Source organism: Sporosarcina koreensis, from assembly GCF_001531445.1.
GTDB lineage: Bacteria > Bacillota > Bacilli > Bacillales_A > Planococcaceae > Sporosarcina > Sporosarcina koreensis_C.
In genome coordinates this window covers 15,930-41,305 of sequence record NZ_LQYA01000196.1, presented here as the reverse complement: position 1 = coordinate 41,305, position 25,376 = coordinate 15,930, and the positions used below count along the sequence as shown (strand labels likewise).

The 25,376-nt window shown below is 42.9% G+C and carries 21 protein-coding genes; 2 read left to right on the top strand and 19 right to left on the bottom strand.

The features are described 5' to 3' along the window. Window positions 1-466: 466 nt before the first annotated feature. The 4 genes from thrS to nrdR all read right to left on the bottom strand — a co-directional run bounded on the left by thrS (window position 467) and on the right by nrdR (window position 5,575). Window positions 467-2,404, bottom strand: a complete 1,938-nt coding sequence (gene thrS / locus AWV70_RS17720) for a threonine--tRNA ligase (RefSeq protein WP_060209869.1) — start codon at window positions 2,402-2,404, stop codon at window positions 467-469. 365 nt (window positions 2,405-2,769) lie between these two features. Beyond that, window positions 2,770-3,714, bottom strand: coding sequence for a primosomal protein DnaI (gene dnaI, locus AWV70_RS17715; protein ID WP_060209868.1), 945 nt, complete (start codon window positions 3,712-3,714; stop codon window positions 2,770-2,772). A 1-nt stretch (window position 3,715) separates the two neighbouring features. Then, window positions 3,716-5,074, bottom strand: a complete 1,359-nt coding sequence (locus AWV70_RS17710; protein ID WP_060209867.1) for a replication initiation and membrane attachment family protein — start codon at window positions 5,072-5,074, stop codon at window positions 3,716-3,718. A gap of 36 nt (window positions 5,075-5,110) precedes the next feature. After that, window positions 5,111-5,575: a transcriptional regulator NrdR gene (nrdR, locus tag AWV70_RS17705; RefSeq protein ID WP_060209866.1), complete on the bottom strand. Its 465-nt coding sequence runs from the start codon at window positions 5,573-5,575 to the stop codon at window positions 5,111-5,113. Window positions 5,576-6,165: 590 nt separating this feature from the next. Between nrdR and AWV70_RS17700 the strand changes: the two genes are divergently transcribed. Continuing rightward, a complete protein-coding gene (locus tag AWV70_RS17700) occupies window positions 6,166-6,666 on the top strand; it encodes an NUDIX hydrolase (RefSeq protein ID WP_038185063.1) in 501 nt (166 codons plus the stop codon). A 542-nt stretch (window positions 6,667-7,208) separates the two neighbouring features. Here the strand turns inward: AWV70_RS17700 and AWV70_RS17695 are convergent. The 13 genes from AWV70_RS17695 to citZ form a co-directional block, all read right to left on the bottom strand. After that, complete coding sequence (locus AWV70_RS17695) at window positions 7,209-8,231, bottom strand: glyceraldehyde-3-phosphate dehydrogenase (RefSeq protein WP_060209865.1); 1,023 nt, start codon at window positions 8,229-8,231, stop codon at window positions 7,209-7,211. A gap of 127 nt (window positions 8,232-8,358) precedes the next feature. After that, window positions 8,359-8,955, bottom strand: a complete 597-nt coding sequence (coaE, locus tag AWV70_RS17690; RefSeq protein ID WP_060209864.1) for a dephospho-CoA kinase — start codon at window positions 8,953-8,955, stop codon at window positions 8,359-8,361. A 16-nt stretch (window positions 8,956-8,971) separates the two neighbouring features. Then, the gene (gene mutM / locus AWV70_RS17685; protein WP_060209863.1) at window positions 8,972-9,844 is read right to left on the bottom strand and encodes a DNA-formamidopyrimidine glycosylase; all 873 of its coding nucleotides are present in this window, start codon (window positions 9,842-9,844) and stop codon (window positions 8,972-8,974) included. Window positions 9,845-9,853: 9 nt separating this feature from the next. Further along, window positions 9,854-12,478 (bottom strand): DNA polymerase I, encoded by a 2,625-nt coding sequence (gene polA / locus AWV70_RS17680; RefSeq protein WP_060209862.1) that lies wholly within the window; start codon window positions 12,476-12,478, stop codon window positions 9,854-9,856. A gap of 675 nt (window positions 12,479-13,153) precedes the next feature. Further along, window positions 13,154-14,191: a DUF418 domain-containing protein gene (locus AWV70_RS17675; RefSeq protein WP_060209861.1), complete on the bottom strand. Its 1,038-nt coding sequence runs from the start codon at window positions 14,189-14,191 to the stop codon at window positions 13,154-13,156. A gap of 254 nt (window positions 14,192-14,445) precedes the next feature. After that, entirely contained in the window at window positions 14,446-14,889 is a 444-nt protein-coding gene (locus tag AWV70_RS17670; protein ID WP_060209860.1) for a GNAT family N-acetyltransferase, read from the bottom strand. Window positions 14,890-15,621: 732 nt separating this feature from the next. After that, the gene (gene hflC / locus AWV70_RS17660; protein ID WP_060209858.1) at window positions 15,622-16,623 is read right to left on the bottom strand and encodes a protease modulator HflC; all 1,002 of its coding nucleotides are present in this window, start codon (window positions 16,621-16,623) and stop codon (window positions 15,622-15,624) included. Next, window positions 16,623-17,591: an FtsH protease activity modulator HflK gene (hflK, locus tag AWV70_RS17655; protein ID WP_060209857.1), complete on the bottom strand. Its 969-nt coding sequence runs from the start codon at window positions 17,589-17,591 to the stop codon at window positions 16,623-16,625. Before hflK ends, hflC begins: the two co-directional genes overlap by 1 nt. 75 nt (window positions 17,592-17,666) lie before the next feature. Beyond that, the gene (pnpS, locus tag AWV70_RS17650) at window positions 17,667-19,067 is read right to left on the bottom strand and encodes a two-component system histidine kinase PnpS (RefSeq protein WP_060209856.1); all 1,401 of its coding nucleotides are present in this window, start codon (window positions 19,065-19,067) and stop codon (window positions 17,667-17,669) included. After that, a complete protein-coding gene (locus AWV70_RS17645; RefSeq protein WP_060209855.1) occupies window positions 19,064-19,768 on the bottom strand; it encodes a response regulator transcription factor in 705 nt (234 codons plus the stop codon). Before AWV70_RS17645 ends, pnpS begins: the two co-directional genes overlap by 4 nt. Before the next feature lie 50 nt (window positions 19,769-19,818). Beyond that, a complete protein-coding gene (locus tag AWV70_RS17640) occupies window positions 19,819-20,292 on the bottom strand; it encodes a MaoC/PaaZ C-terminal domain-containing protein (RefSeq protein WP_201024396.1) in 474 nt (157 codons plus the stop codon). A gap of 224 nt (window positions 20,293-20,516) precedes the next feature. After that, a complete protein-coding gene (gene icd, locus AWV70_RS17635) occupies window positions 20,517-21,776 on the bottom strand; it encodes an NADP-dependent isocitrate dehydrogenase (protein ID WP_060209853.1) in 1,260 nt (419 codons plus the stop codon). A gap of 95 nt (window positions 21,777-21,871) precedes the next feature. Then, window positions 21,872-22,987, bottom strand: a complete 1,116-nt coding sequence (gene citZ / locus AWV70_RS17630) for a citrate synthase (RefSeq protein ID WP_060209852.1) — start codon at window positions 22,985-22,987, stop codon at window positions 21,872-21,874. A gap of 178 nt (window positions 22,988-23,165) precedes the next feature. Here citZ and AWV70_RS17625 point away from each other — a divergent pair, with 178 nt between their 5' ends. Next, a complete protein-coding gene (locus AWV70_RS17625; protein ID WP_060209851.1) occupies window positions 23,166-24,137 on the top strand; it encodes an AI-2E family transporter in 972 nt (323 codons plus the stop codon). On the opposite strand, the gene AWV70_RS17620 is transcribed toward AWV70_RS17625, so the two are convergent. Both AWV70_RS17620 and AWV70_RS24825 read right to left on the bottom strand, forming a co-directional pair. Continuing rightward, window positions 24,127-24,510 carry an FxsA family protein gene (locus AWV70_RS17620; protein WP_060209850.1) on the bottom strand — a complete coding sequence of 128 codons (384 nt, stop codon included), beginning with the start codon at window positions 24,508-24,510 and terminating at the stop codon, window positions 24,127-24,129. The two genes, AWV70_RS17625 and AWV70_RS17620, sit on opposite strands and share 11 nt — an antisense overlap. 79 nt (window positions 24,511-24,589) lie before the next feature. Continuing rightward, window positions 24,590-25,376 (bottom strand): pyruvate kinase alpha/beta domain-containing protein (locus tag AWV70_RS24825; protein ID WP_268777883.1); only part of this gene is annotated, 787 nt, incomplete at its 5' end.

Genomic DNA, 25,376 nt, shown 5'->3' with positions numbered 1-25,376 from the left:
GGCAGCTCCTTCTTATACCACAAACTGTATTCATTAACCTTACTTAGTCTATCATCTTGAACTTTCGTTGTCAACAGGTAAATTTGCAACGGTTGATTTCCGCTGCAGGCGGGCGCTTTCCGCGGGCATGGCTTCAGCCTCCTCACTTCGCTACGCTTCGTTCCGGGGTCTTCAGCTCATGCTATTCCCGCCGGAGTCGCCGCCTTACGCTTCAATCAACGGAAAGTATTGTTAGTAAGTATCTCGTTTGCAAAAATCACTCAAAAACGCATAAATCGGTTGAAAAGCTTATAAATCATCGGAAACAAGCATAAGTTCAACCAAATACGCATATAGCGGTTCAATTACTCATAAATGTCCGCACTGGCGCATAAACGCTACTTTGAAGGGCTTTTTATTTGTTCAAGGGCATTTGGCGTGATTTTGAGTGTTGAATTTACTTATTTATTGCCCGCGACTTCAGTTATCAGTTCTCGTGTGATACGTCGGCTTTAATCATTTTCAAGAAATCATCGAATGGCATGCTTTCGGATTTTTGTTCGCCGTATTTCCTGACGTTCACTTCGCCGGATTCGACTTCTTTGTCTCCGAGGACGAGCATGTAAGGGATTTTTTGGACTTGTGCTTCACGGATCTTGTAGCCGATTTTTTCGTCGCGGCTGTCTAAGTCGATTCGGAATCCTTCTGCGACGAGTTTTTCACGCACTTCATTTGCGTAGTCGAAATGTGCTTCAGGTGAAACAGGGATCACTTCTACTTGAACTGGTGCAAGCCATGTCGGGAATGCTCCTTTGTATTCTTCGATCAGGAAGGCAACGAATCTTTCCATTGTGGAAACAACGCCGCGGTGGATAACGACCGGACGGTGATGCTTGCCGTCTTCCCCAACGTATGTGAGATCGAATCGTTCAGGCAGGAGGAAGTCCAGTTGGACAGTTGAAAGCGTCTCTTCCATGCCGATAGCCGTTTTCACTTGTACGTCAAGCTTCGGACCGTAGAACGCTGCTTCGCCGTCCGCTTCTACGTAAGGAAGGCCCATTTCATCCATCGTCTCTTTCAACATGCTTTGTGCACGTTCCCACATTTCGTCATCGTCAAAGTATTTTTCAGTATCTTCCGGATCCCGATACGATAGACGGAACGAGTAATCCTCAATATTGAAGTCTTTGTACACATCGATGACGAGCTGTACGACCCGTTTGAATTCTTCCTTGATTTGATCTGGACGAACGAAAATATGAGCATCATTCAAAGTCATTCCGCGCACACGTTGCAGACCGGATAACGCACCTGACATTTCATAGCGGTGCATAGTGCCCAGCTCGGCAATGCGGATCGGCAAGTTTCTATAAGAGTGTATGCCATTTTTGTAGATCATCATATGGTGTGGGCAGTTCATTGGACGGAGAACAAGGTCCTCATTATCCATGCTCATGACAGGGAACATGCCGTCCTGATAGTGTCCCCAGTGACCGGATGTCTTGTATAGCTCAACGCTTCCGAGTACCGGTGTATAGACATGGTCATATCCAAGCTTCACTTCTTTATCGACGATATAGCGTTCGATGATGCGGCGAATTGTAGCGCCTTTTGGCAACCAGAGCGGAAGACCTTGGCCGACTTTTTGGGAGTTCGTGAATAAATTCAATTCCTTCCCGATTTTACGGTGATCGCGTTCCTTCGCTTCTTCGAGCATACGCAGGTGTTCTTGGAGCTCGTCCTTTTTAAAGAATGCTGTCCCGTAGATCCGTTGAAGCATTTTATTTTTCGAATCTCCGCGCCAATATGCACCGGCGATGCTCAATAATTTGAATTCTTTCAGTTTACCTGTTGAAGGGACATGAATGCCGCGGCACAGGTCAAAAAATTCGCCTTGCTCATAGATGGACACTTGCTCGCCCTCTGGAATTGCTTCCAATAGTTCAAGCTTGTATGGATCGTCAATTTCTTTGAAGCGCTTTTCTGCTTCTTCACGGGATACATCGATTCGTGTGATCGGAAGGTTTTCACCGATGATCCTTTTCATTTCTTTTTCAAGTTCAGGAAGGTCTTCAGCTGTAATCGGCGTCGGTGAGTCGATATCATAGTAAAAACCGTTATCGATGACCGGGCCGATGCCTAGTTTTGCATCCGGGAATTTTCTTTTCACTGCTTGAGCCAATAGATGGGCAGTACTGTGACGCAGGATTTCGAGCGCTTCTGGTGATTGCGGTGTAATGATTGCAATCTCGCCGTCTTTTTCAATTGGCGTCTTCAAGTCGATGAGCTGGTCGCCGATTTTGCCTGCTAGTGCGCTTTTTCGTAATCCTGGGCTGATGGAGCCAGCTACTTCTTCTGTTGTTGTGCCGTTCGGAAACTCTTTTATCGCGCCATCCGGAAATTTCAGTTGAATATTCTCTGCCATGTTAAACACTCCTCACTTATTTTTAAGAACAAAAAAAGCCCCATCCCAATAAAGGGACGAAGCTGTTGCTCGCGGTTCCACCCTTCTTCCTTCCATCCGGACATATGACAATATAACCGGAAAGATGAAGCTCGAAACGGCTAACGGGCCGGGTCCGTCATCGGTTACTAAAAGGGTTCGCCGATGCTGCTCCAAGGTGGTAAATCGGTCCTCTGCACTTCAGGGCTTCCAGCCAAATGACCCTGATCTCTGTAAGTAGATGAATCGATTCATATCCTCTTCAATGCATTTTCAAAAATAACAGTAGATATAATAATCATTAGTATAAGGAAAGACTCAGACAATTGCAAGTGGATAATTTCTCCTCACACATTTCTTCGGTTTTTCCCTTTCAATTGGACAGGCTTTGCAATCGTCTTGATCCGCTCCATAATCCGTGCAGCTTTGACCTCTTCCTTCTCGCCGCGCTGCGTGTACGTCAAATGGTGCTGCAGCTCATCAAAATTGAAATTCGATGTGAAGAACGTCGGAAGCTTTTCCGCCATTCGATATTGTAAAATCGTTCCGATCACTTCGTCACGGGCCCAAGCGGACATGGACTCCGCTCCAAAATCGTCGAGCATGAGCACGTTCGCTCTTTTCACGAAGTCGATTTTTTCATTCAACGTCTGATCTTGGATCGATTGCTTCATCTCTCTTAGGAATTCAGGGATATATACGACGACTGTCCGGATGCGAAGATTGGCAAGCTCATTCGCGAGCGCGCCAAGGATAAAGGACTTCCCTGTCCCGAAAGGCCCGTAAATGTAAAGACCCCGTTCCGGAAGTTCGCCTGTTTCCTTAACTTCACTTATGAATTGTGCAGCGGCTCCAACGACAATGATCCTGCTATCATCATGCCCTACATCCACATCAGGCAATCGGGCTTCCATGACGTCCTTCGGCATATACATGCTATCGAGCATATTGGATACATTCCGGCGTTCGTCATCGACAAGCTTATTCGGACATTTGACATAATCAAGATCAATGAATCCTTGACTAAGCACCAACTTCGGCTCAAATCCCTTCATCACATTGACACACCCTTCTACATTCGGGCATTTCTCACAATGATGGGAAGCTGTTGCATATTCATATAATTTCCCCAAACTTTTGTCGACGACCGCCTTATCGATTTCATCTGAATGATCGGTGATGAACTGTTGGACGCCGGAGGACTCCATCACTTCATTCCTCAATTGCTCATATCTTGCTGTCAGTTCTGAAGCGTTGAATACTCGCTTCATTGTATTTCCGATTCGCTCCAAGTTATTTCACCCCATTTCTCATGGCATCCAGTTTTTCCATCAGCTGACGTCGCTGCTCGTCTATGGCTGGGTCTGCCTCTTTTGCAGGCTTCTTCTGCTCTGTGTCATCTTTTTTATAGAACCACTCAGGCACCTTTTCTTCCCTTATCGGCTTGCGGCCTGCAGGTTTCTTCTTTCCTTCATTGAGCCATTTCATGTATTGATCGTGCTCGGTCCGGGATAATTCCATTGCCACTTTGGCAGTCGACACCTTTTTATTGGACCAATGCGAGGCGATCCGTTCTGCAAAATTATTTGTGATTTTTCCGTCATTCCGCAAAATCATATATTGTAATAGAACATTGACGACTCCAACGGACAACCCATGTGTGTTGATCAGCCTTTCCGCCAGTTGAAGATCGACTGGAAACGGCTCTTTCCCATTCAAATGCCGGAGCATTTCACGTGGTGATGTATTTTCCAAATAAAATAAGAGCTCATCTTCCCGTGATTTCAGCTCCTTTGGTATTTCCGGTTCTGCCTTTTTAAATATCTTTTCAACGGTTGGTACGTTTTGAGAAATATTTATCTTATAATAATCGACCGCCGCTTTGCGCAATCGATCCTCCGGAATCTGCATGTTGTTTCCATCAAGCGCCATCATGACGACTTTTTGCATATCAAGCGGAGATAAGGAATAGAGAAATGCCAATTTCTCGATCAATTCCTGCGAAACTGAAGCGAGGGATGATTTGGGCACCATCTGTTCGGAAAGCCCCGCACGGAAAAGATTGAAATCAAAATCGGAATTAGCAAACGGGATGCCGGTCGGTTCATTGCGCCCCGCCATTTGTCCTCCCTCTTCCAGACCTTCCGATGCGCCATACCGGATAGGCTTATACACATCCAAAAATGTACGTGATATTTCCTTATATTGCTCATCCATCAGATTGTCGATCAGAAAGCGGGCTCTTAGACTCCGGTACGCCTGCTCGCCGATCTTGCTGAAAAGAAATGTAGATAATAATGGATCATCGAAAAACGACTTCGCATCCATCGGCGGCAATAGTTCATAACAGAAAGAGCGATCCTGATCCACCTGTTTGCAATATGTACGCAGCAAGCCGATCGCCTCAAGGGAGATTCTAGCCTCAAACACTTTACCTAAAGGCATTGTTAGTAAATTCATTAAATGATAATGGTTGAATTCACCCTCTATTTCCCGTTCCGCATCTGCCCAAAGTGACATGAATAGACTCATGGCGTCCGGGCCGATCAATGGCTGGTAGAACAATGTGAGGAGTTGCCGGTCATAATCCGAAAACGGGTGTGACAACTTGATTGTAAACGTATCGACTGGTTGCAATTCCTGGTAAAGCATTTAGTCGGAACCCCTCTTTCCATCCTTTATTCAAAATCAATTTTCATCATTTTTCTTCTGCAAGCTCTGTAGTTCATCGATAAAAACTGTTATATCCTTATATTGTCTGTACACAGAAGCAAACCGGACATATGCGACTTCATCGATATCGGCCAATTTCTCCATGACCATCTCACCGACATCTTTGGAATCGATTTCGACAGTCCCAGAGCTCCTTAATTCTTTTTCTATCAAATAAACAATGTTTTTTACCGCCTCAAGATCAACCGGACGCTTTTCACATGCCCGAATTAATCCTCTCAATAATTTTTCACCGCTGAATTCTTCCCGTGTACCATCCTTTTTCACGACGATGAGCGGCATCTCTTCCACTTTCTCGAATGTTGTGAACCGGAAAGCGCATTTTTCGCATTCACGGCGTCGTCGGATGGATCGATTCTCTTCGGCAGGTCTGGAATCGATGACCCGGGTGCCATTATAATGACAAGCTGGACATATCATTTTTGCTTCCTCCGCAATTCCGTATAGTATATTGATTATAGCAGAAATTCATCAAAAAAATCGAAAGGGATCCTTTAATATTGAATCAAGTTGTTACGGGCTTTTAAAAAGTAGAACCTGGGAAGTGTTGATTTCCACTCCAGGCGCACGCTTTCCGTGGGGCGGGCGGTGAGCCAATCGAACAGCGAAGGGTTCGATTTGCCGTATTTCTGCGCATTTTGCGGAAATTAAGGCATCCTTTTTGCAATCCAGCTCCCTTAGGGTCGCAAAAAACATTGCTCGCAACGCTTTGCTTATGCTCGCAAACGCCGTTCTTCGTAACGGCGTTTGCTAATCCCACAGGAGTCGGCGCCTTCCACTTCAATCAACAGAGAGAATTTCTAAATTAGAAATTTAAATAAGTTAAAATTCGTAGAACAACATCGTAGAGAGTTGTTTATAACCAATTAATGAAACTTATAACTCGCTTGGAACGTATCAATATTAAGAATGTTGTTCAACTAACGTGGCAGTTTAGTTCAAGAGAGGTTTTAACTTGTATTCAACAATCGGGGCATCTGGTTGAAGAGGAAAAGTGAGGGAGAACTTGTATGATCTATGTAAATGTTAGAGCAATAATTGAAAGAAATGGACCAAATGGAACTGAAATCGTTATACAAAAAAGGGTTAAATCTAATGAGAATAAAACACCTTATGAGCTACCTGGAGGAAGGTTAGAGGAATTCGAGTCATTTATGGAAGGACTTAAAAGAGAAGTGCACGAAGAAACAGGACTTCATATAACAAAGATTTTTGGGGAAGAAACTAGAATTGAAACTAATGATGTGGACTCAAATGTTGAAGCTATGAAGCCTTTTGCTGTTTATCAAACGACAAATGGTCCAGTAGATTCATTAGGCGCTTATTTTCGATGTCAAGCCTCTGGTAATTTAGTTAAAGAAGGCGACGGTACTATGGATATAAAGTGGATTCCAGTAGATGAGCTACACCATTCACTAGAGAAGGATCTAATAGATTTTAGCTGGGTCGATAAGTCTGGAATAATGTATTATTTAAAATGGTATTACGCAGAAAAACAACAAATTGATTAGTATGATACCTATTTTATTCTGGAAAAGCATTCATTAAATTTCCGATAATAACTTTACGGGACCTTTGTATAATATTGGAGTGGTTATATTGAAAAAATTGATTGTGAAATGGATTGTGAAAGAAAGTACTTAAAGTAACGGGTGCGTTAGAATAACGATAATCAACTAAAAAGGACCCTATATAGGTCCTTTTTCTATATTAATCAACAACAATAAGAATTACCTTTTCATGTCTTTACAGTTACCATGCAGCTTTGAATTTTAAGTAGACTCCAATTGATTGGAGTGGAGATCGGCGACTCCAGCGAATGCCGTCACAAAGAACGGCGTTTGCGAGCAAAGTTTTTTGCGACCCTAAGGGGGCAGGATTTTACAGGCTGAAGCCGTGCCCGATGAAAGCGTCCGATCGGAACGGAAATCAATGGTATTTGTAGCAAGCTAGAATTATTAAAATCAACTACCAAACATTTTATTCATACATCAAGAAAAAGAAACAAAAACGTCCAGGCCGAATGATCGACTGGACGTTTTTCATTTCACAATTACGATTGCACTTTTGAACTCAATGCATTTCCAACTTTTATAGCCAATTCGACAACACGTGCCGAGTAGCCCCATTCATTGTCATACCAAGCGAGCACTTTCACTTTGCGGTCGCCCATGACAATTGTCGACAACCCATCAATTGTTGCCGATTCGGTCGTTGTGTTGAAGTCGATCGATACAAGCGGTTCAGTCGTGAAACGAAGGATACCTGAAAGCGGGCCTTCTGCAGCTTTCATGAATGCTTCATTCACTTCTTCCGCTGTTACATCTTTCTTCACGTCAACAACGAGGTCTACCAATGACACGTTCGGCGTTGGCACCCGAAGTGCCATGCCGTGGATTTTCCCTTCAAGCTCAGGCAGTACAAGCGATAACGCTTTTGCTGCCCCCGTAGAAGTCGGGATGATCGATTGTGCACATGCACGCGCGCGACGAAGATCCTTATGTGGATTATCCAAGTTTTTCTGGTCATTTGTATAAGCATGAACAGTTGTCATCAATCCGTTTTCAATGCCGAATGTATCATTCAACACTTTTGCAACAGGTGCAAGACAGTTTGTCGTGCAGCTTGCGTTTGAAATGACGTCATGTTTTTCAATATCAAGCTTTTCATCATTCACACCAAGAACGATCGTAACGTCTTCATTTTTACCTGGAGCCGTCAAAATGACTTTCTTCGCCCCTGCTTCCAAATGAAGGGCAGCTTTACTACGCTCATTGAATACTCCTGTCGCTTCAATGACGGTATCGACACCAAGCTCTTTCCAAGGCAACTTGGATGGGTCGCGCTCCGCTAGTAATTGGACACGCTTTCCGTTGACTACAAGAGCATTTTCCTCCACAACGACTTCTCCATCAAAAACTCCGTGATTTGTGTCATACTTAATCAAATGGGCTAGAGTTTCCGCCGGATATGATGCATTTACCGCTACTACATCAACGTCATCCTTCGTGATAATTTGGCGGAAAACCATGCGGCCGATCCGCCCGAAACCGTTTATCGCTATCGAAGTAGTCATGAAAAAGTCCTCCTGCATAATGTTATATACTTTTTATCGTTTATCCGTTAATTAGTATAGCACATTTTAACCAGGTGCAAAGAGTTTGTGAATGAAATAACAATGTTCCACTTTTCAGAGAATAACGTTATATTTTTGCATTCCATTTCAACAAAATTTCATCCAACTGTTTTTCTGTCTTATCCAATGTTCCGTTATTATCGATGACTGCATCTGCACCCTTTTCCTTCTCTGCAATCGGAAGCTGCGAGTTGATACGGGCATCGGCTTCATCTGCCGAGTATCCGTTTCTAGCCATCAAGCGTTCCTTTTGAACGGCAGGGTTTGCCGAAACGACGATTATTTTATCTACATAAGATTGGAGTTTACTTTCAAAAAGGAGCGGAATATCCATGATGACCGTATTCGCTCCTTTTTCCAACCATTCTTCCTTTTGTCGTAGCATTTCCTTTCGGACAGCGGGGTGGATAATCCCGTTCAACTTTGTCCGCATTACTTCGTCATTGAAAATGAGGCTGCCGAGCATTTCCCTGTTCAACGTCCCGTTCGCCAGAAGGAGATCGGGCCCGAACACTTCCGCAATATGATCAAGAACAGGGCTTCCTGGCTCTACGACCAGCCTTGAAATTTCATCCGCATCGACAATTGGATACCCTTTTTGTTTCAGCATTCGCGATACGGCGCTTTTCCCGGTCGCAATGCTTCCTGTCAAACCTATGATCATCGAAGTCATCCTTTCCTTACCTTTGGCATTGTGGACAATAAACAGAGGTCCTTCCAGCGATTTTCATGCTTTTCGTATCTGTGCCACACTTTCCACACAGTTTCTTTCCATACATTTTCAGACGTGTTTGCATCGTCCCCGCTTCCCCGTTAATATTCCGATAATCCGAAATGGAGCTGCCACCAGCAACAATGCTTTCTTGCAGAACATCAACGATTTCACGGAACAACTCCCGCTTCCTTTTTTCACTGACCCGTTCTGTCGCTCTGCCCGGATGGATTTTCCTCCGAAAAAGTGCTTCCGTCGCATAAATGTTTCCGCAGCCCGAAATGACATGGCCATCCATAATCACTTCTTTGATCGGTTTCCGCCCATATTTCGGCAAAGCGGCCATATCGATGAAATGTTCTTCAGCATCAGTGTCAAACGGTTCAGGCGCCATTCTTAGCAATGGCAAATAGTCCTCTTCCCTCTGCAACAACCGCAGTTCACCGAAACGGCGGATGTCTGAATAGATGAGCAATCCCCCATCTTCCATTTTGAGTACGACATGGATATGCTTCCTGAATTTCTGTTCAACAACATCTTCCAATTCATCCACGACAAACCACGCGCCAGACATCCCGAGATGGCTGACTAGCAAATATGGCTGTCCTTCCTTTTCCAGATGAAAATAAATATATTTACTTCTTCTCGTGATGTCCACTATCTTCATTGTTGCAAGTTCGTCAATGAACTCCTCAAGAGTCTTGCCTTTGACGATCGCTTCCTTGCCCAATCCTTTGGATCTCCTTATTACATCGGAAACTTGTACTTCAGAGATCGTACGACCGATGGAGACAGGTGATAATTCGCGGACGACACCTTCGACTTCAGGCAGTTCAGGCATTTCTATTCCTCACTTCGTTTCGTACCAGGAGAGGCCATGCGCCCACTCGGCCTTTAAAGGAACATCAAGTGTCAAGGCGGATTCCATCACTTCCGGTACGATTTTCTTCAGTTTTTCGATTTCTTCCTCAGGCGCTTCAAAGATCAATTCATCATGCACTTGAAGGAGCATTCGCGTTTGCATATTTTCCTCCTTCAATCTTGCATCCATATCGATCATCGCTTTCTTGATGATATCAGCTGCCGTCCCTTGAATCGGCGTATTCATTGCCGTTCTTTCCGCAAAGCTCCGCAAGTTGAAATTCGAACTCGTAATATCAGGCAAGTATCTTCTTCTGTTCATCATCGTGACAACATAGCCTTTCATCTTCGCCTCAGAGACGATGTCTTCCATGTATTGCTTCACGCCAGGAAATGTTTCGAGGTACGTATCGATGAATTTCCCGGCTTCTTTACGGGTGATATTCAAACTTTGGGACAGGCCATAATCACTGATCCCGTAGACAATTCCGAAGTTGACAGCCTTGGCAGTCCGCCTCATATCTGACGAAACGCCATCCTTATCCACACCGAACACGTCCATTGCCGTTTTCGTATGGATGTCTTCCCCTTCCCGGAATGCCGAAATCATTTTTTCATCCTGGGACATATGGGCGAGGACACGCAGTTCGATCTGTGAATAGTCGGCAGCGAACATGAACCAGCCCGGCTCAGACGGAACGAATGCCGCACGGATTTTCCGCCCTTCCTCAAGGCGGATCGGGATGTTTTGCAAGTTCGGATTGATGGAGCTTAATCGGCCCGTTTGCGTCAACGCCTGCTGGAATCGTGTATGGATTTTTCCATCCTCGTGGATTTCCTTCGATAACCCTTCAATATAAGTCGAGTTCAGTTTTCCAAGCTGACGGTACGTCAAAATGAAACTGATGATTTCATGCTCGCTTTCGAGCTTCTCCAACACATCTGCTGCAGTTGAATAGCCCGTCTTCGTTTTTTTGATAGGTGTCAATCCGATCTTTTCGAACAGGATTTCCCCTAACTGCTTAGGGGAATTGATGTTGAATGGTTGTCCCGCCATCTCATAAATGATCGATTCAAGTTCGGTCAATCTCGTGGATAGCTGTAGGCCGATTTGTTGAAGGATGCCTAAGTCCGTCTTCACGCCAGTCGATTCCATCTTGCCAAGAATGTTTGCGAGTGGCATTTCGAGTTCGTGATACAATTCGAACTGTTCATTTTCACGCAATTTCTCTTCAAGTACCGGCCGCAGTTTCCAGACGGCCTGGGCTTTCCTGCCAGCATGGTCTGCTAGCACTTTTTCTTCCGGCAATGCTTTTTTCGCGCCTTTTCCATAAACCATTTCATCCGGCTGCACATCTACATAGTTGAATTCCTTTGCAACAGATGCTACATCCGTGTAAGTGGAAGATGGGTTTGCGATATATGTGGCTAATAATAAATCGAATTCAAAGCCGTTCACTTCTATGCCATAGCGTAATAGTGATGCATAAGCCGCTTTTGAATCAGTCGCATATTTTGTTTTCTTTTCATCGCGAAGCCATTCTTTTACAGACTGTGATTGTTGCAAGACTTTGGTTGGTATGAATATCGTCTGATAGCCATCCGTCATGCTGACGCCAGTAACTTCCGTAGCCAAATAGTTTTCATCCATCATTTCAACATGGATAGCCATTTCATCGGCAAGTTCAATCATTTCAGAATCCGTGATGATTTGAACATCGATTTCTTTTACAGGTTCCATTTCCGTTTGAGGAGCCATTTTTTCAAGCAGCGTCTTGAACTTTAATTCTTCGTAAATCGTTTTAACGTTTTCCTCATCCGGCCCAGCATATGCTAAATCATTTATCGAAATTGTGAGAGGTGCATTCACTTCGATTGTCGCGAGCTTTTTGCTCATGAATGCCTGCTCTTCATTCTCCGTAAGGTTTTCCTTCAATTTCTTCCCTGAAACGGCATCCAAGGACTCATATACTTTTTCGACAGTGCCATATTCCTTCAGCAATTTGAGTGCTGTTTTCTCGCCGACGCCCGGAACACCCGGAATATTGTCGGAAGCATCTCCCATGAGGCCTTTCATGTCAATGATTTGCTGTGGCGTGATGCCGTACTTCTCCATGACATGCTCCGGTGTGTACTTTTCAAGGTCCGTAATTCCTTTCCGCGTAATACACACCGTTGTATGCTCACTAGCAAGCTGCGTCAAGTCTTTGTCACCTGAAATAATGACGACCTCGATGCCTTCTTCGTCGCTTGATTTGCTCAACGTCCCGATAATATCATCAGCTTCATACTGATCGAGTTCGTATTGCGGGATTTGATACGCATTCAGCAATTTCCGCAAGTAAGGGAACTGCTCTGATAGTTCGGGAGGCGTCTTTTGCCGGCCGCCTTTATACTCGCTGAATGTCGAATGTCTGAATGTCGTTTTCCCTGCATCCCAGGCGACAAGCATATGAGTCGGCTTTTCCTCCGCCAGAATGTTTTGCAGCATCATCGTGAATCCGTACACTGCATTAGTATGGATGCCTGTGTCATTCGTCAATAAAGGCAAGGCGAAAAACGCTCGATACGCCAAGCTATTTCCATCTAACAGCACTATTTTCTTTTTCGTCAAATGAATCCACTCCCTTATTCGTTCAATAATCAATTACGCCTTGGCGTAATTGCGTCCAGATTTTTATCGAGCTTGAGGCCTACAGGAGGTAGGTCATGCAGTCGTTGCGACAGGATGTCGCGTCCTTAGACTGCCTTCCTAACTTCCTTAAAGATTCGTGACATACGCCGGAGGATTTAACTTAATCCTGTAGGGACTGCTGGATGAAGTTAAAACGTCATCTCCATTTATCTTACCATGTCGGCAAGTGTGACTACCAATAACGCTATCTAAATTAATAATTATCACTTTCGAATTTTTCGTAAGGAGCCGATTTTTCATTTAGGAAAACTAAAATAGCGTTGATTCGTAGCTGAATTGACAGTAGAAAATGCAAGAAAAAAGCCCAGGCTTTTACACCTGAGCATTTTCTCTGTTCCACGAACGCGCTCTTATACCGTTAAAGCGCCCAATCCTTCGGAGTAAAATCGTGGTACCGGGGAGGATTTATTTACTTGTTTCTAAAAATAACGTCAATTATTGGGATGATCGCTTTAATGTGTATTTTGATAATCTTTGCTTACAATATCCTACGAAACAAAAAGAATCCTATCTTGTAATTCTTTGCGATACTTGTCTTCTTTTAAATAATAGCTGGCTGTTTGGCAAGGTATGCCTTTTTAAAATTGGATCTTTTCACTTACGTATCGGAAGCCATTTCCAATACGTACCGCATCGCCAAAGCCATTCTAACGGACCATATTGAAAATATCTAAGCCAATATGAAGAAGCTATGATTTGCGCTATCACCACAAGTAAACACGTAATAGTTGCAGTCATGTATGGAACTACCGTTTCATTAACTGGAATAAACATCGCTATGATAACCAAGATAACGGATTGACCAATGTAATTTGTAAATGCCATGCGCCCGAATGCATGTAATGGTGATAACACTTTCCCCATTAAGGGTTCAAACAGGACAAGAAAACTGATATAAAAAACAGAGAAAAACGGAGCCAATGCTAAGGACAAGTCTGCGAAGTCGTAAAAAGCGCGATTAGATACCATTTGTGCTTCGGTTAGTTCAATACCCTCCATATAGGTTACTAATCCATCGTCAGGTGCTTTTTGCCAGAGAAAAGCGACTGTAATACTAGTTGCAACAAATGAAAGAACAGCAACCAACATCCATTTTTTTCGGTTTTTCACGTAAGATTGAAATACACGATATTGTCCAAACGCTAAACCCAGCATCATTAAAGGAAAAGTTAGCAACAATTTTGCTCCGAAGATACTCCCTATTATCACCCCTGCTATTCCGATTATAAGATTGACCTGTTTTGGAACCTTGTTAAGGAAAAGAATAGGTATTCCTAGAAGTGCATAAACCAACAATGCTTCCCCAGGGTTTATTAACTGATGTAATATTCCCACTGCAAATAAAATCAACATACGCCGAACATAAAGGGCAGATGGACGGTCATTTTTTTCTTTAGCCCGTGATAAGAAAATCCAAAGTCCTAATCCAAACAGAAAAGAGAATATCGCATAAAAACGTCCTTCGACAAAAATATATAAAAATCGTTGAATCCAAATATCTCCTTGCGTTCCTGATAAATTAATATTTGAGCTCCAAAGAGCAAGCACATTTACGAAAGGAAGCCCAATCAGGGCAAACCCTCTAATTAAATCAATGACATTAATTCGATTCTTATATGTTGTTGGTTCCATCATATTTTCCTCTCTCTTATAATCTCCATACGCTATTCTATTGAGTAGTATTCCTATCCACAATACTATTCTTTCACAATAAAAAGCTACGTATAACAAGGTTTAATTATAAAAATTAAATCTTAAGAAAGAGTGAGGAAAACGATGAAGAAATTATTAAGGTTTGAGTGAAGTATTATACCGCAATCTGGCACGTTTGTTAAAAGGACACAAATTCTTTTACCAGAATTGCGCCCGATTCTCGAAAGTTCTTATTAAGTTAAACTTAATTCATAGTGATAAAACTGTGAATCCCTTTCATATCCGTTTTTCTCATACAGTCTTTGAGCAGAAAAATTGTCTGGTGCTGTACTTAGACTTATGCTTTTGGCACCTGTTTTAATGGCATAATCTTTCGCCTTATGTAAAAGCATTTCTCCTATTCCTTTTTTTCTGTATTCTGGATCGATAAACAAATCATTTAGTATCCAAGCATTTTTCATCGAGATTGATGAAAAGGTGGGATAAAGTTGTGTGAATCCTATATACTTTTGATTGTTCTTAACAATAAATATTACGGAGTCTTCATTTTCTAAACGCTTTTGTATATAACCTTTTGCACCCTCTACATCAGATGTTTGTTCATAAAACATACGGTATGCATTAAATAAATTTGATACTCCTTCTAAGTCTTCAATCGTAGCTTGATAAATTTCCATTTAAGTTCTCTCCCTGTCAGTTTTTATTACACATTTTCCCCTACAATTCAATAGGCCTTACTTTATTAAAATGCCCTTATCTGGCATAATTGGTGCGATCCTTTATACTGCAAATGCGGCCGATTGCTGATTACACAAATGCGGCTCGTATATAAATTGCCAAGTAATATATGACAGGTAGGAGTGTTATAACAACCCCTAAAAGCCTAGATCGCTTCTTGAACTGCAATACAAATCCAATTACCCACAAAATAAACAGCAACATGAAGTACCATCTGTACGTCGGTGTATCTGTCTCACCAATACCTGGACCACTCATCCATAGCGATAATAACAAAACAAATATCCCTGAAATAGCATTCCAAATATGTCTTACTATATCTTTGCCCATTTCTCCACTCCTTGTCAGCTAATCACGTTATTTAATAAATCTCATTCAAGAAAATGGCCCGTTTGTTGAATAAGCAGACTTCTTATTAATCTAATTTAACCCAAAACCCCTTGTCTCCTTTTCAATGTTTGATGTATTCGAATTTTTTATGAAAATCATAAACTTATGTGCCGTTGTAAATTCGTCTACCAGTTGTATTGTCGATAATTGATTTAAACTTTGAAATAACAACAAAATAGGGACGCCAATTCGAGTGTGAATTGTGTCCCTATTTGCTATGCGCCCGCGGAAAGCGTCCGCTTGGAGTGAGAATCAACTGACACTCCCTTTTCCACTCTCTCTTATTCCAAGTATCCTGTCAGTATTTTCGCGTATGGCGAGTCTGCCGGCATGATGATTACCGTGTCTTCTCCTATTGTTTTCGCATAGGACTGAAGCGTACGATACAGATTGTAGAACTCAGGGTCTTTTGAGAATGCGTTATTATAGATTTTAGCAGCTTCCGCTTCCCCTTCAGCATGGATGATCGCTGCTTCTTTTTTTGCGGTCGCAAGCATTTCTTGCACTTCACGATCCGTTTCGGCCTCGATTATCTTCTTTTCCGCATCTCCCTCTGAAAGATATCTTTGGGCAGTCGATTCACGCTCGGAAATCATCCGTGTGTAAATGGAATGTTCGTTTTCCTCCGGAAGATCAATCCGTTTCATGCGCACGTCAATCACTTCTATGCCGAAATTACCTTCATCAAGAAATTCGTTCACTTTCTGAGTGACAAGGTCGTTCAAGTTGCCACGTTTAGAATTTTCTTCATTGACGACATCTACATAATCCAACTTACCCATCTCGTTTCGAATGACGGAATAGATGAATTCCTCCATCCGTGCTTCCGCATTGATAATGTTTCGCGCATTGGAAATCATCTTCCTAGCATCCGTAATTTTCCACACGGCGTAATTATCAATGATAATTCGCTTTTTATCTTTTGTGCTAATTTCTGCTTCTGAAACATTATATGTCATTTGATTTTTCGGCAAGCTTGTCACTGATTGGATAAACGGGATTTTCATGTTCAATCCTGGGTCCTGTATAATTCTTGTTATTTCACCAAATTGGCGTACAACTTTATACTCACCCTCTTTTACAACAAAGACATTGGCAAGTAAGATGACCGCTATTGCAAAAACAACCGTAAATGTAATAGCTGTCTTTACAAACTTTCTCGTGTTAAATGGCTTTTTGGGTGTAATGACCTTTTCTGAACCAGCCGTTTTTTTATTTTGTCCACGCTGCATTTCTTTGAATTTATCTTCAATGCTTTTGAATGGATTGTTGTCGTTCGTCATCAGTTGCCGCCCCCTTCCGTTTTCTGATCAGCCGGTGGTGGTGTTTGGTTTTCCAATTGTTGCAACGGCAAGTATTTCAACGTTTCGCCATTATCATTCATAATATAGATTTTCGCTTGAGGCAATACTTGCTCCAACGTTTCGATGATCAGGCGCTGGCGGGTAATCGCCACGTTTTTTTTGTATTCTGCGTGCAGATCATTGAATAAGGCGACATCTCCACGCGCTTGCTCGATACGTGCGGTTTTTTGTCCGAGCGCGCGGGATTTAATTGCATCACGTTCCCCGATTGCTTCACTTTCCCGCTGATTCTTGTATTTTTCGGCTTCGTTAATTTTGGTGCTTTTTGTTTCACGGGCATCTGTAACAGCAGTGAATGCAGCACGGACGTCCGCATTCGGGAGCTCAACATCCTGCAATTTGACACCTTGAATCGAAATACCGATGTCATAATTCGTCATAAGCGTTGTCAATAATTCACGTGTCTTCGCTTCAATTTCCGCTTTCCCATCTGTCAGTGCAGCATCGATCGTCGAACTTCCGATAACCGATCTGATAGAAGAAGATGTTGCATCATGAAGGATTTCCTGTGGGTCTTGCGAGTTGAATAAATACTTTTCTGGATCTGTAATCTTCCATTGGACAACTAAATCTGCAAGGACAATATATTCATCCCCCGTAATCATTTTCGTTTCCTTATCATAGGATACAAGCTCCCCATCGGTATCTTGTTTGTACCCGAACTGAAGACTAAATGTCTCTTTGGATAGTTTTTCAACATTTTGGATCGGCCATGGCAGTTTGAAGTGCAAGCCGGAATCCGTCACTGGATTACCTGCTTTTCCGAACGTGATCACAATGGCCTGCTCCGATTCGTCCACTGTATACCATGTTGTAAATGCAATGATAAGCAATAACACTCCAACGATTACAAGACTTGCTGCCACCGATGCACGGCGTGTGCTCATTTGAACTCCCCCTTTATGTATGTATCTACAGTACATACGGTTGAAGAACGAATTTGGTTTCAAAAAAAATCCGCGTTATGCGGATTTTTTTGGTAAAAATATAGTAAATTTTGTTCCCACCCCTACTTCACTTTCAACAGTTACCTTTCCTCGATGTGCTTCTATTAAGTGTTTAACGATAGCGAGCCCAAGGCCAGTACCGCCGGAATCCCTGCTGCGGGCACGATCTACTCTATAAAAACGTTCAAACAGTCTTGGCAGCTCTACTCGATCGATTCCTATCCCTTCATCCATCACTTCGATAATTGCTTCATCGGCATTTTCAAATGCATTGACTGTAATTGTTGTATTCTCTTTTGAATAATTGATGGCGTTTGTCAATAAGTTGACCATCACTTGGATTAGTCTGGCTGAATCCGCTTCGACTGTGATACTCGTTTCAATGTTTAGAATAGTTTTCATATTTTTTCTTTCCAGCAGTCCAAAAACAATTTTCGTCGCGCTCTCAACGACATCAGAGACGAGGACTTCCTGAAATTGCAGTTGGAAGCCATCCCGTTCTATTCCTGACAGTTCCAAAAGGTCATTAATCAATACATGCAAACGATCGCTTTCCTTTTGAATGATTCCAAGAAATTCCTTCGAGGTGGAATGATCGTTCATGGCACCATCCAATAATGTCTCTGTAAAGCCTTTGATGGAAGTGATAGGAGTGCGAAGCTCATGGGAAACATTTGCAACGAAATCTTTTCGGATTTCCTCCAATCTTACAAGTTTCGTAATATCATGTGTCACAACAATGATGCCAAGCCAATTGCCGTGACGCCCAATAACTGGCGCCCCATAAACATTGAAATGAGATTGACCGTTCCGGATTTGCCTTTCATGCACTTGTTCCGTCAAAAATACATCTTCGATCAGATTTTCAATGCCTTGAGGCAATCCGATTTCCATGAATGTTTTTCCTTTCAATTTATCACTGTCAAATCCGAATGTCTTTTCAAATACGCCATTCACTAAATTGACAGAGCCTTCCCTTCCGAACATCAGCAGTCCATTACCCATGCTTTCAACCAATGTTTTCAGTCGTTCCTTCTCCATTGCCCGCAATATAGATGTTTCCTGTAAATTTCTAGCAACCTGATTCACCGCGATGCCAAGCTCATTATCACTCCCTAAATCGTCAATCGGAGTTCTGGCCAAATAATCACCACGCGCAATTTTCTCTGCAGTTTTTGTTACTAAATCGATTGGTTTTGCATATTGCCTGATGACACGGGCGCTCAGGATAAGGGAAAGAAAGTAAGCAATCGATAAAATGACGAGTAAAAAAATCCAATATTTCCGCTGGACCTGCAATGTTATTCCATGATCAATCATATGAAAAAACTGGCCAAGGACAACGCCAAGACCAGTCAACAGAATCAAAAATATGATAGCAAAAGCGATGAAAAGTCTGGAATAGAGATCCTTCATTTCACTTTTTGCTCCTCGAATTTATATCCGATCCCTCTAACCGTCTTAATGAAAATAGGTTTTCTCGTATTTTCCTCGATCTTTTCGCGTAAATGGCTGACGTGCACATCAACGATTCGAGTATCTCCGGCAAAATCATAATTCCAAACTGCACTCAATAACTGATCTCGAGTGAGCACACGGTTTTTATTTTGCATGAAATAGACGAGCAGTTCAAATTCTTTCGGCGTGAACTCTAATGCTTCCTCATTCAGATAAGCTTCATACTGTTCAGGATGAACCGTGAGGGAAGCAGAGCGGAGGATCTGCCCATCATCCTCGTCAATTCCAGTTCGCTCTCCACTGCGGCGCAGAACCGCCTTTACTCTTGCAATCACTTCACGTGGACTGAATGGTTTCGTCATATAATCGTCCGCCCCGATTTCCAATCCTAAGACTTTATCGGTCTCTTCGCCTTTTGCTGTCAGCATGATGATCGGCGTATTGATATTCCTCTGCCTCAGAATCTTACATACTTCAATACCATCCATTTTCGGCAGCATGAGATCAAGCAAGATCAAATCAGGGTTTTCATTTTCAACTTTCAATACCGCTTCTTCACCATCAGCCGCCATGATTGTTTTGAAATTGGATTGTTTAAGATTATAATCCAATAATGTTCGGATCGGCTGCTCATCGTCCACGATTAAAATTTTCTGCACGGTTTTCCAAGTCCCCCTTAGACGCCAATGTCTTATTCTATGTTGTTAAATCAGAAGTTTTCCATTGCATCCGATGTCAGATTTTCACGAACAGATGGAGGAATGACCGTTATTGTACCAGAAATCACAGTTTTCCCCTCTTCATTCGTCGCCTCTACCAGAATCACTATGGACCGTTTCTCCTTCTCCACACGGATCACTTCAAATAGAAAATTGATTGTTTCATAATGATACACATGATTCGGGAAAGACAGATGCTGTTCGGTAATATGCGAGCCCGGACCAGGCAAGTATTTTGAAATAGCGGAAGTGATAATTCCATTCAACATAATAGTCGGTACAATCGGTTTGTCAAATTCGGTTTGGGATGCATAATCATGCTGGATGTACAGCGGATTTGAATCATTCGTCAATCCTAGGTAGAGTAGTAAATCCTTATCCTCGATTTTTTCGGTAAGCTTCAGCTTTTCCCCTTCATCAATTTTATCAATTTCCCTTCCTATCCGCCTTTTTTTACCTAATATCAACTTTCTTCCCCCTTCAATTTCCTGCATGAAATTAGTGTTATAGAAAGTGTATCAATTTTCACTCGGAAAGAGCAAGTAAACGCCGTTACATAGAACAGCGTTTACTTGCGAGCATAAGCAAAGCGTTGCGAGCAAGTTGGCGAGCAAGAATGGGCCCTTGTGCGATCTCCAAACATTTAAAAAACCGGAAAGCAACAAAGCTTCCCGGTTTTAACGTCAAGTTATAGGTTTTTAATCAATTCGTCAGCAAACTCGGAAGTTTTCACTTCTGTAGCACCGTCCATCAAACGAGCGAAGTCATACGTGACAACTTTCGAAGCGATCGTTTTCTCGATAGATGCAGTGATCATGTTTGCAGCTTCGTTCCATCCCATATGCTCAAGCATCATAACGCCTGAAAGAAGCACTGAAGATGGGTTAACTTTGTCAAGGCCTGCATATTTCGGAGCTGTACCGTGTGTCGCTTCGAAAATAGCATGTCCTGTCACATAGTTGATGTTAGCGCCTGGCGCGATACCGATTCCGCCAACTTGCGCTGCGAGTGCGTCAGAAATATAGTCACCGTTCAAGTTCATTGTTGCAACAACATCGAACTCTTTCGGACGAGTCAAGATTTGTTGTAGGAAGATATCGGCAATCGCATCCTTTACGATGATTTTGCCTGCCGCTTCTGCGTTAGCTTGTGCTTTGTTCGCAGCCTCTGTACCTTCTGCTTCTTTGATTTGATCGTATTGGTTCCAAGTGAATACTTTATCGCCGAATTCTTGTTCAGCAACTTCGTAACCCCAGTTTTTGAAAGCACCTTCAGTGAATTTCATGATGTTTCCTTTGTGTACAAGTGTTAAAGATTTACGCCCCTCTTTAAGTGCATAGTTGAGTGCACCGCGAACAAGGCGTTTTGTGCCTTCTTCGGAAACAGGCTTGATGCCGATACCTGAAGTTTCAGGGAAACGAATTTTATTTACGCCCATTTCATCTTGAAGGAATGAAATCAATTTTTTAACTTCATCAGAACCTTCTTTGTACTCGATACCTGCATAAATATCTTCAGTATTTTCACGGAAGATGACCATATCGCAGTCTTCCGGCCGTTTAACAGGAGAAGGAACTCCTTCGAAATAACGAACAGGACGCAAGCAAGTATAGAGATCCAATTCTTGGCGAAGCGCAACGTTCAAAGAGCGGAATCCGCCACCGATCGGAGTCGTCAAAGGACCTTTGATAGCGATTAGGTATTCATCGATTGTGTCAAGAGTTTCTTGTGGCAGCCATTCTCCCGTTTCATTGAATGCTTTTTCACCTGCAAGAACTTCTTTCCATTCGATTTTCTTTTGCCCGTCGTATGCTTTTTCGACTGCCGCTTCCATTACCCGTGAAGCTGCATGCCAAATATCAGGACCTGTACCGTCACCAATAATGAATGGGATTGTTGCATGATCCGGAACGTTAAGTACTCCGTCAGTTACTGTGATTTTCGCCATTTTCTATTCCTCCATTTCGAAATGAGGGGGCCGATAGTGATCCTACCGCCCCGATGTATTCCTTGTGAATCCAGCTGATAGCAACCGGCTACAAGTTATCTTTCGTTGATAGGCACGTATTTTTGCATGTCTGGTCCGATGTATTCTGCACGCGGACGGATCAGCCTATTGTTGGAGTATTGCTCCAAAATATGCGCCGTCCAGCCCGAGAACCGGGAAACCGCAAAAATAGGTGTGAATAAATCGTGATCGATCCCAAGTGAATGATATACCGAAGCAGAATAGAAATCAACGTTCGGTGGCAAATTCTTCTCACCAGTTACGATGGATTCAATTTTAAGGGACATATTATACCATTTCTCTTCTCCACGAAGTGATGTCAACTTTTTGGACATTTCACGGAGATGTTTTGCGCGTGGGTCGCCTTTACGGTACACACGGTGGCCGAAGCCCATGATTTTCTCTTTATTATCAAGTTTTTCTCTGATATAGGATTCTACTTTATCTTCGTCGCCGATTTCCATGAGCATCTTCATGACTTGCTCATTCGCACCGCCGTGAAGCGGGCCTTTAAGAGCTCCGATTGCAGCCGTTACGCCGGAATACATATCGGAAAGCGTTGCCACACAAACGCGTGCAGTGAAAGTGGAAGCGTTCAATTCATGGTCAGCATGAAGCACTAATGCTTTATTGAATGCTTCAATTGCGATATCTTTAGGCTCTTCACCAGTTAACATATATAAGAAGTTTGCTGCATAGCCAAGTTCCCGTTTTGGAGCTACCGGCTCTTGACCTTTACGGATGCGAGAGAAAGCAGTAACGATCGTTGCCACTTTCGCTTGAAGCTTAATTGCTTTTTCATAATTGGCTTCATCAGACATATCTTCAGCGTTTTCATCGTATAATCCGAGTAGGGAGATTGCAGTGCGCAATGCTGCCATCGGGTGAACTTCGCCAATCGGATATGTCTTAAAATGATCGAGTACAGGCTGTGGAACCGACATATTATCCGCAAGTTGCTGTTTCAATTCTGCAAGCTCGTCCGCTTTCGGCAGACGCTGATGCCATAAAAGATAAACAACTTCCTCAAAGCTTGCATTTACTGCAAGATCATCGATATCGTAACCGACGTATGTAAGGGTGTCATCAATAATAGAACTGATGGCGGATTGTGTCGCTACGATTCCTTCCAAACCTTTTGATGCTGTCATTTAAATCGCTCCTTCAGTCTTTTGCCGTATATCTACAAATTCTTGCAAATCCCGGCAACTCTACTTTTTATTTAGTACTGTCTGAAACGCTTACAATCCTCATTATAAGCAAATATTACAGTTTTGTGAATGGAAACGCTTGTTTTATTTGTAGAATAACAGAAAAAAGGATGAAATCTTGCTAAAAAACATACAACAGCATACATTCAAATCGCTGGCCCATCAATGGATACCTGCTATACTTGCGGGGATTTTCATCTTTGTTGTTCCCCCCGTCGGAATTGCAATCATTGTTGCCTATTTTACCGCTCCTATTTTACTAGCAGTCCGAACGATGACAAAACTACCTTTGACGATTGCCACTTTTTTTGTCATGTTTTCAATTCTATTCATTTTCAGCTCATTTAGTTTCATCGCCTTGCATGGACTGATGGACACGGTGCCTCTTTTGGAAAAACATCTGTCCACTATTACCGGCAAGACAGATTTGACAGGGAAAATCCTTTCATTCCTTGAGGAAAAGATTATTGAATATGGACATGCATTACTCGAATACGCCGTTGCGTTCACTGCAACCTTTTTTCAACGAATTTTCAGCATGTTCATCTTTCTTGTTGCTTATTTCTTTGCATTGCGTGAATCAGGAAAAAACAAATTTTGGTTTCTCGTCTATTTCCCTGTCAGCATGCGCGCTGCAGCTAAACGCACCTTCACAAAATCCGGCGAGTTATTCGGCACTTTCGCATTTGTTGAAGCACGGCTGTTTCTGTTGACTTTCATCATCCTCATCATCGGATTCTCGCTTCTTGGATTTGAATCGCCGATCGGCAGTGCATTTCTTGTTTCCATCGCCGATAGTCTGCCGTTATTGGGCATCGGTTTATTTCTCATCCCGATGTCGGCATTCTTCCTTTATTCCAACCAATTGTTCACCGGTATATCGCTCGCCTTGCTCTATATTTTTATCGTTACAACAAGGCAATTGGCAGAATCATATATGTGGGCTTCCGCATTTCGCCTAAAGCCGATCCATGCTTTTTTCATCACCGTTTGCTCATTCTATCTTTTCGGGTTACCTGGCATTCTGTTAACCCCATTCTTACTATTTGCAGCACTGAAATTGAAGAAGCATCCATACTTCACCGGATGACAATTCTTCCCTGTTTCATTTTTTTATATATCCAACTGATGATAAAGGGCCTGATGATATTTCTTGGCCATTTAAATAAAAGTAAAAGACCCGCAATATCCGTGATGAACCCAGGCATGATCAATAGAATAGCGCCAAAGAAAATACAGACGCCATCGATCATTGCGTTTCCGGGGGCTTCCATCGTTCCCATCCTATTTTTCAGATCGGTCAAAGCTTTAAATCCTTGTCTTTTTGCTAGATAAGCTCCCCCGATTCCGCTGATGAGAATAAGTAGAAGTGTCGGCATGACTCCGATTGCGTTCCCTGAATAGAGCAGGAGCATGATCTCCGCGGCTGGTACGAGAATAAATAATGGCAGCAGCCATTTCATTTCACAACAACTCCAATCCTAAAAAGGCCGCTTCCGAAACAAGTCGGAAGACAGCCTTTTTTTCATTATTTATACTTTGTCAAAGAACCCGTGCATGTCCATTATAAATGACTCCGGATTCCGCATCCATCGTTATGTCTTTGCCATCGATAATCGTTTCAGTCGCTTTCTCAACACCGACGATGACAGGGATGCCTAAACTAAGGCCGACAACAGCCGCATGACTTGTCAATCCGCCCTCTTCTGTTATTAAACCTGCGCATTCTTCAATGGCAGGCATCATATCACGGTCAGAGGAATAGGTGACAAGAATCTTCCCCTTCATGTTATGTGCCAATGCTTCCTGAGCATTATGAGCGACAACCGCTTGTCCGAACGCGACAGACTTTCCGATTCCCTGTCCTTTGGCCAGCATATCGCCGATAACATGGATTTTCATCAGGTTCGTCGTTCCCGCTTCGCCGACCGGGACGCCTGCCGTGATAATGACAACATCACCGTGGGTGACATATTGATGTTTCACACTTTCTTCGACAGATTCTTGCAAAATTGCATCGATGGAATTTACTCTTTCGCCGAAAATCGGATAGATTCCCCATACAAGCGACAATTTCCTTGAGCATTCATCCGAAGCGGTAATCGCGATAATCGGGCAGCCCGGTCGATATTTGGCGATCATTTTGGCAGTATGCCCGCTTTCTGTAGGGGCAAGTACTGCTTTCACCTTTAAATTGATAGCCGTATAAGCTGCCGCCTGACCGATTGCTTCTGTCATATTGCCATGTTTTTCACGACGGCGTGTGGAAACGACTGAACGGTAATCGACTGCATCTTCGGCTGTTTTTGCAATCCGGTCCATCGTACGG

What these genes read in the sequence shown, in the direction of transcription:
- thrS (WP_060209869.1), bottom strand. Translation starts at nt 2,404, where the DNA reads ATGGCAGAGAATATTCAACTGAAATTTCCGGATGGCGCGATAAAAGAG.
- AWV70_RS17710 (WP_060209867.1), bottom strand. Translation starts at nt 5,074, where the DNA reads ATGCTTTACCAGGAATTGCAACCAGTCGATACGTTTACAATCAAGTTG.
- nrdR (WP_060209866.1), bottom strand. Translation starts at nt 5,575, where the DNA reads ATGATATGTCCAGCTTGTCATTATAATGGCACCCGGGTCATCGATTCC.
- AWV70_RS17700 (WP_038185063.1), top strand. Translation starts at nt 6,166, where the DNA reads ATGATCTATGTAAATGTTAGAGCAATAATTGAAAGAAATGGACCAAAT.
- AWV70_RS17695 (WP_060209865.1), bottom strand. Translation starts at nt 8,231, where the DNA reads ATGACTACTTCGATAGCGATAAACGGTTTCGGGCGGATCGGCCGCATG.
- coaE (WP_060209864.1), bottom strand. Translation starts at nt 8,955, where the DNA reads ATGATCATAGGTTTGACAGGAAGCATTGCGACCGGGAAAAGCGCCGTA.
- mutM (WP_060209863.1), bottom strand. Translation starts at nt 9,844, where the DNA reads ATGCCTGAACTGCCTGAAGTCGAAGGTGTCGTCCGCGAATTATCACCT.
- AWV70_RS17675 (WP_060209861.1), bottom strand. Translation starts at nt 14,191, where the DNA reads ATGGAACCAACAACATATAAGAATCGAATTAATGTCATTGATTTAATT.
- AWV70_RS17670 (WP_060209860.1), bottom strand. Translation starts at nt 14,889, where the DNA reads ATGGAAATTTATCAAGCTACGATTGAAGACTTAGAAGGAGTATCAAAT.
- hflC (WP_060209858.1), bottom strand. Translation starts at nt 16,623, where the DNA reads ATGACGAACGACAACAATCCATTCAAAAGCATTGAAGATAAATTCAAA.
- hflK (WP_060209857.1), bottom strand. Translation starts at nt 17,591, where the DNA reads ATGAGCACACGCCGTGCATCGGTGGCAGCAAGTCTTGTAATCGTTGGA.
- pnpS (WP_060209856.1), bottom strand. Translation starts at nt 19,067, where the DNA reads ATGAAGGATCTCTATTCCAGACTTTTCATCGCTTTTGCTATCATATTT.
- icd (WP_060209853.1), bottom strand. Translation starts at nt 21,776, where the DNA reads ATGGCGAAAATCACAGTAACTGACGGAGTACTTAACGTTCCGGATCAT.
- citZ (WP_060209852.1), bottom strand. Translation starts at nt 22,987, where the DNA reads ATGACAGCATCAAAAGGTTTGGAAGGAATCGTAGCGACACAATCCGCC.
- AWV70_RS17620 (WP_060209850.1), bottom strand. Translation starts at nt 24,510, where the DNA reads ATGAAATGGCTGCTGCCATTATTTATTCTCGTACCAGCCGCGGAGATC.